The organism is Phytoactinopolyspora endophytica, from assembly GCF_004138495.1.
In the GTDB taxonomy this organism is placed as follows: domain Bacteria; phylum Actinomycetota; class Actinomycetes; order Jiangellales; family Jiangellaceae; genus Phytoactinopolyspora; species Phytoactinopolyspora endophytica.
Map to the genome: position 1 here is coordinate 42,417 of NZ_ML142860.1, position 11,167 is coordinate 53,583.

Consider the following 11,167-nt stretch of genomic DNA (forward strand, 5'->3'; position numbering starts at 1 on the left):
CTTCGCCGAGGTCGTCGACCCCATGGTGAGTGAGGCGCGGGTCCTCGGCGTCTCGCTGGAGGACATCGTGACCCGAGTCCGGGCCGGCGAACCGGGCCACGACGAGGAACTTTTTGGAGGTGACGGGCGATGACTCTGGGAATAGACCTCCGGAACGTCACGGTGCGTTTCGGAGATGTCGTCGCTCTCGACGACGTCTCGTTCAGCCTGGAGGGCGGCAAGATCTACGGGCTGCTGGGACGTAACGGCTCGGGCAAGACCACGCTGCTGTCCCTGCTGGCCGCGTTCCGGCCGGTCCGGGAAGGGAAGGTGCTCGTCGGCGGGGCCGAGCCGTTCGAGAACGGTGCTGTCACCGAGCAGGTCTGTCTGATCCGCGAGAGCGGGATCGCCGTCGAGGGCTCGACGGTGAAGGACCTCCTCGACGACGCAGCGGCGTTCCGGCCACGGTGGGATGCGCAGTATGCGGCCCGGCTGAGCGAGATGTTCCAGCTGCCGCGGAAGAAGACGGTGTCGAAGCTCTCCCGTGGCCAGCAGTCGGCGCTCGGCATCACCATCGGCCTGGCCTCCCGGGCCCCGCTGACGATCTTCGACGAGTCTTACCTGGGTCTCGATGTGCCCTCGCGCTACATGTTCTACGACGAGCTGCTGCGGGACTACATGGAGCAGCCACGGACGGTGATTCTCTCCAGTCATCTCATCGAAGAGATCGGACGGCTGTTCGAGGAGGTGCTGATTCTCGACCGGGGCCGGCTGATCTCGCACGAGGAGACCGAGACGCTGCTCATGTCCGGCGCCGCCGTGACCGGGCCCGCCCATCTGGTGGACAAGGTCACCGAGGGGTTGACCGTCCTCGGGCAGCAGCAGCTGGGCGGGACGAAATCGACGACGGTCTTCGGCGAGATCTCCGATGACACGCGGGCCCGGGCTCGCGCGGCCGGGCTCGAACTGGGTCCTGTCGGCCTGCAGGACCTGTTCGTTCACCTCACCCGCGACGACGAAAGAGGGCCGGCATGAGTGCGTTCGTGAATACGGCACCTCGGACCTGGCGACGCGGACTGCGGTGCGGGCGCCAGCTGGGGTTGCTGATGGCCCGCGTCGGAGGTCTGTGGTTCCTGCCGATCGTCGTGGTTGTCTTCTTCGCCCTCGGAATCATCCAAGCCGGAGTGGGGGGCTTCGAAGACGGGTCCTGGCGGAGCGTGTGGGAGGACAGCCTGCAGCCGATGCGGTACTTCCCGCTGGCCATGTCTGTCATCGTGGGAGCCGGCCTGATGCCGAACTACGTCTCCCTCGGTCTGACTCGTCGTGAGTTCTCGGTCGGCGCGGCGCTGATGGTGTTCGCAAGCTCCGTGGGGTTCGCCGTCGCAGGCACGCTCGGGCACCAGATCGAGCGTGCCGTCTTCGGATGGTTCGACGAGGTGCCGACGTTGAATGCGCCGCATCTGTTCAGTGACTCCGGTGACGTGCTGGCGGTCTTCGGCGAGTACTCGATTCTGACCGGCGTACATATGGCCGCTGGGCTGCTGATCGGCGCGACCTACTACCGCTTCGGCGGGTTGATCGGGACCGCCCTCCTGCCGTTCACCGTGGCGCCGATATTAGCGGTTGAGCTACTGCTTTCGGCCTCGTACTTCGGGAACGTGGCCATCGATGGTTTCGGCTGGGAACGGCAGCCGTTGCCGTTGGTGATTCCCGCATGTCTCGGGATCATCGCCGTGACGCTATGGGGCCATTACCTGTTCATCCGGCGACAAGCGATCAAGCCTTAGCGCCTTTGGCCCGTGCCCGGCCGGACCCTAGCCGACGACCGGCGCGTCGACCGGGAGTGAGAAGCAGAAAGGAAAACCCATGGACGTCATCGAGGTTCAGAACCTCCATAAGCGGTACGGCGAGACGGTCGCCGTGGAAGATGTCTCGTTCACGGTCGAGAAGGGTGAGATCTTCGGGATTCTCGGGCCGAACGGCGCGGGCAAGACCACGACGGTCGAATGCGTCGAAGGACTACGACGGCCCGACGCCGGCTCGGTCTCCGTTCTGGGCATGGAGCCCGCGCGGGACCGGACGGCGCTGACTCAGCGCCTGGGTGTGCAGCTGCAGGAGGGCGCGCTGCAGGAGAAGCTGAAGGTCCGCGAGGCGATGGAGCTGTATGCGTCGTTCTATCCGGAACCCGCCGACGGCGACGAGCTGCTTGAGCTGCTCGGCCTGGCCGGCAAACGCAACACTTACTACAAGAAACTGTCCGGCGGGCAGAAACAGCGGCTCTCGATTGCGCTGGCCCTGATCGGTAACCCGGAGATCGCCGTGCTCGACGAGCTGACCACCGGCCTCGACCCGCAGGCGCGGCGCGACACCTGGACCTTAGTCGAGAGCGTGCGGGATCGCGGCGTGACGATCGTGCTCGTCACGCATTTCATGGACGAGGCGGAGCGGTTGTGCGACCGGCTGGCCCTGATCGATGAGGGGCGTGTCGCCGCCGTCGACACGCCGGCAGGCCTGGTGGACCGCGCGGGCGGCGAGCAGCGGGTGCGGTTCCGCCCGTCGGCCGAGCCCGACGGTGAGCTGCTGGCGGCCGTGCCGGAGGTGAGCAGTGTCAGCAGGGAAGGCGACCACGTGGTGGTGTCCGGCACCGGCAACCTCGTTCCCCTGGTGGTGAACGCGCTGAGCAGTGCCCAGATCGTGCCCATTGACATGCGTGTGGAGCAGGCCAACCTGGAGGACGCCTTCGTCATGCTGACCGGCAAAGCGTTGGAGTTCGACACGGCGGTCGAGCCGGCCGGGGCGCCACACCAGAAGAGCTTGAGGTGATCACCATGTCCACGATGAGCCCTGCTCGCCCACGCGGCACCGACACCCGGCTGGCCACGCTGGGCAGACTGACGACGGTCGAGCTGAAGATCGTCGTCCGCGACGTCGTAGCAATCATATTCGCCCTGCTCTTTCCCGCTGCGCTGTTCATCGTCCTGGGTGCGGCCCAGCCGGGGTTCCGCGACCCGGAGGAGGCATTCGGCGGGCTGCGGCCGCTGGACGTCTACGGGCCGGTGGTGATCGGCCTGGCGATAGCCACGGCCGCGTTCTCCATGCTCCCGGGTTACCTCGCCCAGTATCGCGAGAACGGCGTTCTCCGGCGGCTGGCTACCACGCCGGCGTCGCCGTCGTCCCTGCTCGGTGCCCAGCTGATCGTGCACACCGGGCTGACGACGGGTGGCTCCGTGCTGGCGCTGTTCTCCGCCACGGTCATCTTCGACGTTCGGTGGCCGGGCAACATGCCGGGGCTGGTGGTGGCGTTCGTGCTCAGTGCCGTGGCATGTTTCCTCCTTGGCCTTGTCGTGGCCGCGGTGGCCAAGAACGCGAGGGTCGCGAACGCGCTCGGCATGGTGGTGTACTTCCCGATGCTGTTCTTCGCCGGCGTGTGGACACCGGGTGACGCGATGCCCGACGGGCTTCGAGCGGTGGCCGACTTCACGCCGCTGGGGGCCGCGACCGAGGCGATGTCGGACGCCTGGGTCCACGGCGACTGGCCGAGTGCGCTGCACCTTCTCGTGCTGGCCGGCTGGGCCGTCGTCGGGAGCGTCGCCGCCGCCAGACTCTTCCGCTGGGAGTGATGAGGTTGGCAGGGGCGAGAACCGTCAGTTGGTTCCGGTTGCAGAGCTACGGGCCGAAACGTTGCAGACGCTCGTGCCCAAGCCGCTTGGGCGAAACGGTCTGGACTGGTGTAGAGTTCTCGATGGTTCCGACGATGAATCGGACCGCGGGCTGTGGCGTAATTTGGTAGCGCGTCCGGCTGGGGGCCGGAAGGTTGCCAGTTCAAATCTGGCCAGCCCGACGTATTTCGCCTCGCTGACACGAAACCTGTGTCAGCGAGGCTTTTTGTTGCCAACCGGCCGGTGACCTCCAGTAAGCGGATCTTGTCGGTGCCTCCCGCTAGAGTCCATCGCATGGAGCCCACAAACAGAAACATTCGCAGCTGGACTGATGAACAGCTCCGCGAAGCGGTGGCTTCAGCCGCCAACTGGGGAGAGGTGGCTCGAACGCTCGGGCTCGCGTCAAGCTCGACCGGCGCGATCCGACGCCATACACGGCGCATGGGCCTGGACACGTCGCATTTTCGTGGCAAGCGGCAATGGTCCGACCGCGACCTGCAAAGGGCCATGGCAGAGGCAGCGTCGTGGGCGGACGTATTGCGCCGTCTAGGCGTCAGCGACACAAGTGAGGCGAGAACCCGCGTGAAGGGGCAGGCCACCCGACTCGGCCTGGATCTCTCGCACCTGAGCGTGCGGCAGGGGGACTCTATCGACCTGGCGGGGATGCTCTCGGAGCCTGTGGATCTCTTACGCCTTCGAGCGGCGGCCGAGCCGATCGCGATCGCGTGGTTTGCCGTGCGTGGGATGCCCGTCGCAATCCCCGCTGAGGCTTGTGAATACGACTTGCTCGTGACCTTTCCTGACGGCATCAAGCGCGTTCAGGTGAAGAGCACCACACAGCGTTCGTCGAACGGACGGTGGCAGGTCGGCATCGGCCGGCGTCCGTATTCCCTGGACAAGACTGCACGCAAGGCGCCGTACGATCCGGAGCTGCTCGACTACTTTCTGGTGATCAACGGGGCAGGGGAGATCTACCTCATCCCGAGCGTTGTCGTGGCAGGCCGGCTGGGAATCGTGGTCGACAACTATCCGGAATACAAGGTAGGAACGGCTGCCAGCCTCTTCGCTCAGGCGGCGTGATCGATGAGTACGGCAGGCTCCGGACACAGACGCTGGACCGATGAACAGCTGCGCGATGCGGTCGCGTCCGCGCATTCGTGGCGTGGCGTGATGCGGGCACTCGGCATCACTGTGACGGCGGCAGGCTCACTCAAATGCGCGCGACAGCGCGCGGCCGAACTGGGCCTCGATACATCGCATTTCAGGGGGCAGCGCCGATGGTCTGACGTTCAGCTCAGGCAGGCGGTTCAGGAGGCGAGTTCGTGGGCCGAGGCGCTGGAGCGGCTCGGGGTCACAGACCACGGTGAGTATCGGTCAACCGTGAAACGCCATGCGGCGCGGCTGGGCCTTGATGTCTCTCACTTGTCACCGTCCTCGGGCGACCGACCGTCGACCATTGAGATGTTCGCCGTGGCGCCGGATCCGGCGGCATTGGGGAAGGCCGCCCGGACGATAGCGGTCACATGGTTCACCCTTCGAGGCATGTCCGTCGCGTCGTCGGCGATCCGTCGAAGCCAATCCGACGACCTACTCGTCGCGACGTCAGGCGGTCGCCAACGAGTGCAGGTCAGGAGCGCTATCAAGCGCGACGTCACGTGCTCATGGCCTGTTGAGGCCGAACATCGGGAGCGCTCGGATGAAACCGTCGGCGCCGCGCCGTCCGAGGGCGGTGGCCCTGATCTCTACTTCATCGTCGCCCAAGACGGTGGGCTGTTTCTATTTCCCGGGAGCGCGCGGATTCCGTGGGAGGACTCCGGCACCGAGCCCCGTGTTGATTGTCCGGTCGGGGATGCGTCGAGCCTGCTGAGCGGTCCTTCGTCAGCGGAAGCCGATCAAGGTGAGAGGTCGGAGGCGGACCGTGCCTACGACGACGCGCCCCGGCCCACGCCGTGAAAACGGGACGAGATCATGCGGCGCCTTCTGGCACGATAATCTCCATGGCGCGCCTGCGTGACGTGGTGTTCGATTGCCGGAGCCCGGCGTCGCTAGCCCGCTTCTGGGCCGCGGCACTGGATGGTTACCGCGTCGCGCCGTACGACGACGAGGAGCTGGCACGCCTGCGGAGCATCGGCATCGATGACCCGGAAGATGATCCCTCCGTGCTGGTCGAGCCGGTGTCGGGTGACGGTCCCCGTGTGTGGTGCAACCTCGTTCCGGAGTCGAAGGTGGTTAAGAACCGCGTACACCTCGACCTCGCGGCCGACGATGCGGAGGCGGAACTGAGACGCCTCCTCGACCTCGGCGCCTCCGTCGTGTCGCGGGATGAGCAGGGGTGGATCGTCATGACCGACCCGGAAGGCAACGAGTTCTGCCTGATGTCCTGAACGAGGCGGCCGTCGGGGCGCCCGTCCACCGAGACCGGGGCCCCGAGGTGACGTCATAGATGCTCCCAACGCACTGCCGGAATCCCTGGCCTTACGAGTCGAGAGCGGGCGGAATGTTGTGGTTCAGCCGGAAGAGGTTGGACGGGTCGTACACACCCTTGAGAACGGAAAGGCGCTGATAGTCCGTCGGTTCGTATGCCGCCCGGATCTCATCCCGCGTTGCGTGCTCTCCGGCCAGGAAGTTGACATAGCGGCCCACAGTCCACGGCTGCAGAAGCTTCAGCACATGCCCGTGGACATCGCGTGCGACCTTCACGTCCGTGCCGGTGAGCGGTGTGATGACGCCGACGAGGTACTGAGCGTCGCGGTGCCCGACGGCGTTCGGAACGGCCGGTGGCCGGCTCAACGCCCCACCAAGGTGACGTATGTCGAGGATGCAGGGCACCGTGGCGTCCCCTCGGCTGACATCGCGCAGGGCGGCGATGGGCGCGTCGTCCAAGTCGCTCAGCATGGCGTTCACCATCGTGCTTGCCTGAGGGTCGGTCGGATCGTTGCAGATCGACTCCGACTCCGTGTATGACATCTCCGTGACCATATCGATCAACCGCGGCCCTGCGTCGCGTAGTGGTGCGATCAGCCGTTCTCCGTCGGCCATGTCACCCACATAAGCGATGCGAACCTGTACGACGTTGCGGCCGGGAATGACCGCGACCGACGACGTCATCTCGTCCGGCACTGTGGTGGTCCAGTCCCGCCAGACCCGCAGCACGTCCGGGACGTCGTCGGCGTCGAAGTACAGCCCTCCGCCGAAGATCCGCGAAACCTGGACCAGCTCGATCTCCATACCGGTCACAACGCCGAAGTTGCTTCGTCCGCCGCGCAGGGCCCAGAACAGGTCTGGCTCGGACTCTTCGGTTACGTGCCGCAACCGGCCGTCGGCGGTAACGACGTCGATGCGGCGCACGTAGTCGGCGGCGTAACCGAACGTGCGGCCGAGCAGCCCAATTCCGCCTCCAAGCGTGTACGAGACCGCGCCGACATGTGGAGAGGAACCGCTGATCGGCGCCAGGCCGAACGGCGCAGCGGCCTCGATCACCTGCTGCCACCGTACGCCGGCCTCGATCCAGGCGCTGCCGGCCTCCGGCTTGACCTCCACACCGGCCATACGGCCGGTGGTGATCAGCATGCCTGCGGTGGCGGGCTCCGGCGCGCCGTGACCTGTCGCCTGCACGGCGACGGGAAGGCCATTGCGACGCGCATAGGCGACGGCGGCCTGCACGTCGGCCGGGCCGGCGGCACCGACGATGATGTCGGGCCGGTGCTGGGCGGCAAGGCTGAAGCCGCTGCGCTCGTCGTCGTAACCGTCCTGGCCAGGAGTGAGGACGGGACCCTGGAGCATGCGTGCCAGATCGTCGATCCCGCTCGATCCGTCCGGACCCTCGGCGCCGAACAGTGTGCGGATGTCCGTGTCGTCCATGAGAGAAGCTCCTTCTGATCGATGGGTGCCGGGTGTGCCCGGGGGAGTCCGCGGTTGGACCCGTTGCCGGGCATAGTGACGACCGTAGACGGCGTTGAGGACATAACTTGTCCGCAAGGTATGCCAGAGTGGGTGTGATGAGGAACATGCCTGCCCGCATGCTGCAGATGCTGTCGCTCATGCAGAGCCGGCGTGAATGGTCAGGCGGCGAGCTGGCCGAGCGGCTCGGCGTGACGGAGCGCACCATCCGCCGCGATGTCGCGCGTCTGCGCGAGCTCGGCTACCCCGTCCAAGGGACGACCGGGACGGTCGGCGGCTACCGTCTGGAGTCCGGCACCCGTGTTCCGCCGCTTCTCCTCGACGATGACGAGGCGGTCGCCATCGCCGTCGCCCTGAAGACTGCCGCGGCGGGGGTGAACGGGATCGAGGAGACGGCGGTCCGGGCCCTGGTCAAGCTGGAACAGGTCCTCCCGGCGCGGCTGCGAGCGCAGGTGGCCACGGTGGGCGACGCGATCGTCTCGGCGCAGCGTCCCGACGGCCCCCGGGCCGACCCTGACGTGCTGGGAGTGGTCGCGACGGCGTGCCGGGACAACGACGTGCTCACCTTCCGCCATCAGCGCCGCGGCGACGGTGCCGACGCTGCGAGACGTGTCGAACCGTACAGCCTGGTCATGTCCTACGACCGGTGGTATCTGCTCGCGTACGACCTGCACCGCGACGATTGGCGCACCTTCCGGGTCGACCGGATCAACGACGCAACGCTCACCGGGAGACGGTTCGACCCCCGGGAGCTGCCGGCGGAAAGTGCAGCGGCGTATGTGGCACTCACCATCGCGAAGGCACCGTACCGCTACACCCTCGACGTAGTCGTCGCGGCGCCGGCCGAGGCCGTGACGTCGCGCCTGCGTGCGCTGGTGACAGAGCGGGTCGAGCCGAATGGTGACGGCACCTGCACCGTGCGACTCGGCGCTGACCGGCCCGAGATCCTCGCGCAGCGGCTGGTCGCGCTGGACGCCGATTTCTCCGTCGAGGGTCCGTCCGACGTGCTCGAGTACCTGCGATCCGTGGGGCATCGGCTGATCGCGGCCACGCGTGCCGGGGACCAGGGCGGCTGAGCCCGGGCACGCTGCGACGGCCTAAGTGTCAGATCGTCGGCATGGCCTCGGGGCGCGGACCTCGCCAGGCGTCGCGCAGCGACCCGGCGGAAGCAGCGGACGTGCTGTCCAACGGGAAATGGCACGCGACCTGGTGACCGTTCCCCGCATCGGTGAGCTTCGGCTCGACCTCCGCGCACCTCGCCTCGGCCCGCGGGCACCGCGTGCGGAACCGGCAACCGCTCGGCGGATGTAGCGGCGACGGCGGCTCGCCGGACAGCGGCACGGGCCGGCGTGCGACCCCTGTCTCCAGGTCGAGCACGGGCACCGAATCGAGCAGTGCCCGCGTATACGGGTGACGGGGTGAGTCGTACAGCTCCTCGGCCGGACCGATCTCGGCCAGCTGCCCGAGGTGCATGACGGCGACACGGTCGCTGACCTGCTTGACGGTCGCCAGATCGTGCGCGATGAACAGGTACGCCAGCCCGAGCTCGGCGCGCAGCTTCTCGAAGAGGTTGAGCACCTGCGCCTGGATGAGCACGTCCAGCGACGATATCGCCTCGTCGCAGATGACGAGTGCCGGGTTGAGCGCGATCGCGCGGGCGATCGCCACCCGCTGGGCCTGACCGCCTGACAGCTCCATCGGCCGTCCCCGGCGATAGGTACCGGGGTTGAGCCCGACCAGATCGAGCAACTCACCGACTCGTTCGCTGCGCTGCTGGCGCGTCATGTCGGTGTGTCCGAGCAGCGGCTCGGCCACGACGTCCTCGATGCGCCACCGCGGGTTCAGCGACCCGAACGGATCCTGGTACACCATCTGCATGTTGGCGCGCACAGCCGTGATGTCGCGCTTCTTCATCCCGTTCAGCTCGCGTCCCTGAAACCGCACCGTCCCCGACTTCGGACGCTCCACCTGGATGATCGCGCGCGCGAGCGTCGACTTGCCCGACCCCGTCTCGCCGACGACGCCGAGCGTCTCCCCGGACGTGAGGTCGAACGAGACGTCCGAGACAGCGTGGACGACACCAGTCTTCACGCCGCCCGGTCCACGCGTCGTGTACTCCTGCACGAGGTTGCGTACCTGTAACAACGGCGCGGTGGAGTCCTCGCCCCCGAGACCGCCGGCCGTCGCCGTGCCCGTTCCCTCCCGGATCTCGGTCACGATTCCTCCCTGCCCATGCCGGTCGGATTCCAACATGCGTAACGATGTCCTGGCTCGTGCATCTCGAGCGAGGGTTGGACGGCGCATTCCTCAGTCGCACGAGGGCACCGCTCGCGGAACGCGCAGCCTTCTCCGAGCGCACTGAGGTCTGGCGGCTGGCCCCCGACCACCGCGAGCAGCGCGTGCGCCGGCGTCGTGAGCTGCGGGATGGCGCCGAGCAGTGCCTGGGTGTACGGCATCCGCACGTTGCCGAACAGCGTCGTCGTCTCGGCGTGCTCGACAGCCCGGCCCGCGTACATCACGAGCACCTCGTGTGCGTAGCTCGCGGCGAGGCCGATGTCGTGACTGATCATGATGATGGCGGTGCCCAGCCGCTCCTGCAGGTCGACGAGGAGCTCCATGATCTGCGCCTGCGTCGTCACGTCGAGCGCGGTGGTCGCTTCGTCGGCGATGAGGACCTCCGGATCGGCCGCAAGCGCGATCGCGATCAACACGCGCTGCCGCATGCCGCCCGACAGCTGGTGCGGGTATTCGTGGAACCGGCGCTCCGGCGCGGGCAGCCGCACGAGCTTCAGCAGCTCGACGGCCCGGTCCGCGGCCTCCTTGCGAGTCGTCTTCCGGTGCGTGCGGATCGCCTCGACGACCTGCGCGCCCGCGCTCATCGTGGGGTTGAGGGACCGCGCCGGATCCTGGAACACCATCGCGACGTGGTCGCCTCGAATCCGGCGCATCGACCTCTCGTCTCGCCCTATCAGCTCGGTGTCACCGAGCTTGGCCGAGCCCGTCACGAAGGCGCTCGGTGGCAGCAGACCCATGAGCGCGCGCACGCTCACCGACTTGCCCGAGCCGGACTCGCCGATGATGGCGAGTATGCGACCCGTGCGGACGCGGTAGGAGAGCCCGTTCACGGCATGGACGAGGCGGCCTCCTCGCGAGAACGTGACACGCAGGTCCTCGACCGTGAGGACGGTCTCCGGCTCGCCCGCCGCGACGGACGGGGCGTCGATCGTCGTCTTCCCGAGTATCGTCATCGACCGCTCATCTCGTCTCGAACGTTCTCGCCCAACAGGTTGAAGGCCAGCACCGTCACCAGCAGTGCGAGGCTGGGCCACAGCACGAGCAGCGGCGTGGCCGACAACGACTGCTGCCCCTCGAAGATCATGTTCCCCCAGCTCGGATCGGGGGCCGGCACACCGAGACCGAGAAAACTCAGCGCGCCCTCCGTGACGATCACGATGCCCATGCCGAGCAACGCGAAGTTCAGCATCTGCGGCGTGATGTTGGGCGCGATATGGCGCAGCAGGATGCGCCACCACGGGCTGCCGCTGAGCTCGGCGGCCTGCACGAAGGGCATGCTCGTCACGCGCAGCGTCGCCGATCGCGCGACGCGCGCCACAGCGGGGATGCTGAAC

At 67.2% G+C, this 11,167-nt stretch carries 11 protein-coding genes and 1 tRNA gene; 8 read left to right on the top strand and 4 right to left on the bottom strand.

Translation table 11 applies throughout. The features are described 5' to 3' along the window. The first annotated feature begins 129 nt into the window (after positions 1-129). The 7 genes from ELR45_RS21445 (at position 130) to ELR45_RS21480 (ending at position 6,022) form a co-directional block, all read left to right on the top strand. Complete coding sequence (locus ELR45_RS21445; protein WP_129668176.1) at positions 130-1,014, top strand: ATP-binding cassette domain-containing protein; 885 nt, start codon at positions 130-132, stop codon at positions 1,012-1,014. Further along, entirely contained in the window at positions 1,011-1,766 is a 756-nt protein-coding gene (locus ELR45_RS21450) for a hypothetical protein (protein WP_129668177.1), read from the top strand. Before ELR45_RS21445 ends, ELR45_RS21450 begins: the two co-directional genes overlap by 4 nt. 79 nt (positions 1,767-1,845) lie before the next feature. Beyond that, complete coding sequence (locus ELR45_RS21455) at positions 1,846-2,802, top strand: ABC transporter ATP-binding protein (protein ID WP_129668178.1); 957 nt, start codon at positions 1,846-1,848, stop codon at positions 2,800-2,802. 14 nt (positions 2,803-2,816) lie between these two features. Continuing rightward, entirely contained in the window at positions 2,817-3,599 is a 783-nt protein-coding gene (locus tag ELR45_RS21460) for an ABC transporter permease (RefSeq protein ID WP_240760000.1), read from the top strand. A 147-nt stretch (positions 3,600-3,746) separates the two neighbouring features. Beyond that, a tRNA-Pro gene (locus ELR45_RS21465) sits at positions 3,747-3,820 on the top strand. 112 nt (positions 3,821-3,932) lie between these two features. Next, the gene (locus ELR45_RS21470; RefSeq protein ID WP_129668180.1) at positions 3,933-4,718 is read left to right on the top strand and encodes a group I intron-associated PD-(D/E)XK endonuclease; all 786 of its coding nucleotides are present in this window, start codon (positions 3,933-3,935) and stop codon (positions 4,716-4,718) included. Between the two features lie 917 nt (positions 4,719-5,635). Then, positions 5,636-6,022 carry a VOC family protein gene (locus ELR45_RS21480; RefSeq protein ID WP_129668182.1) on the top strand — a complete coding sequence of 129 codons (387 nt, stop codon included), beginning with the start codon at positions 5,636-5,638 and terminating at the stop codon, positions 6,020-6,022. A 91-nt stretch (positions 6,023-6,113) separates the two neighbouring features. On the opposite strand, the gene ELR45_RS21485 is transcribed toward ELR45_RS21480, so the two are convergent. Then, positions 6,114-7,499, bottom strand: a complete 1,386-nt coding sequence (locus ELR45_RS21485; RefSeq protein ID WP_129668183.1) for an FAD-binding oxidoreductase — start codon at positions 7,497-7,499, stop codon at positions 6,114-6,116. Positions 7,500-7,633: 134 nt separating this feature from the next. Between ELR45_RS21485 and ELR45_RS21490 the strand changes: the two genes are divergently transcribed. Continuing rightward, positions 7,634-8,614, top strand: a complete 981-nt coding sequence (locus tag ELR45_RS21490) for a helix-turn-helix transcriptional regulator (RefSeq protein ID WP_420813925.1) — start codon at positions 7,634-7,636, stop codon at positions 8,612-8,614. A 28-nt stretch (positions 8,615-8,642) separates the two neighbouring features. Here the strand turns inward: ELR45_RS21490 and ELR45_RS21495 are convergent, their stop codons facing one another. The 3 genes from ELR45_RS21495 to ELR45_RS38625 form a co-directional block, all read right to left on the bottom strand. Next, the gene (locus ELR45_RS21495) at positions 8,643-9,755 is read right to left on the bottom strand and encodes an ABC transporter ATP-binding protein (RefSeq protein ID WP_240760002.1); all 1,113 of its coding nucleotides are present in this window, start codon (positions 9,753-9,755) and stop codon (positions 8,643-8,645) included. After that, a complete protein-coding gene (locus tag ELR45_RS21500; protein ID WP_129668185.1) occupies positions 9,752-10,786 on the bottom strand; it encodes an ABC transporter ATP-binding protein in 1,035 nt (344 codons plus the stop codon). Before ELR45_RS21500 ends, ELR45_RS21495 begins: the two co-directional genes overlap by 4 nt. Beyond that, positions 10,783-11,167, bottom strand: a 385-nt coding sequence (locus ELR45_RS38625) for an ABC transporter permease (RefSeq protein ID WP_205857000.1), incomplete at its 5' end; no start/stop codon positions are given. The genes ELR45_RS21500 and ELR45_RS38625, both read right to left, overlap by 4 nt.

What these genes read in the sequence shown, in the direction of transcription:
- ELR45_RS21450 (WP_129668177.1), top strand. Translation starts at nt 1,011, where the DNA reads ATGAGTGCGTTCGTGAATACGGCACCTCGGACCTGGCGACGCGGACTG.
- ELR45_RS21460 (WP_240760000.1), top strand. Translation starts at nt 2,817, where the DNA reads ATGAGCCCTGCTCGCCCACGCGGCACCGACACCCGGCTGGCCACGCTG.
- ELR45_RS21500 (WP_129668185.1), bottom strand. Translation starts at nt 10,786, where the DNA reads ATGACGATACTCGGGAAGACGACGATCGACGCCCCGTCCGTCGCGGCG.
- ELR45_RS21470 (WP_129668180.1), top strand. Translation starts at nt 3,933, where the DNA reads ATGGAGCCCACAAACAGAAACATTCGCAGCTGGACTGATGAACAGCTC.
- ELR45_RS21455 (WP_129668178.1), top strand. Translation starts at nt 1,846, where the DNA reads ATGGACGTCATCGAGGTTCAGAACCTCCATAAGCGGTACGGCGAGACG.
- ELR45_RS21445 (WP_129668176.1), top strand. Translation starts at nt 130, where the DNA reads ATGACTCTGGGAATAGACCTCCGGAACGTCACGGTGCGTTTCGGAGAT.
- ELR45_RS21485 (WP_129668183.1), bottom strand. Translation starts at nt 7,499, where the DNA reads ATGGACGACACGGACATCCGCACACTGTTCGGCGCCGAGGGTCCGGAC.
- ELR45_RS21480 (WP_129668182.1), top strand. Translation starts at nt 5,636, where the DNA reads ATGGCGCGCCTGCGTGACGTGGTGTTCGATTGCCGGAGCCCGGCGTCG.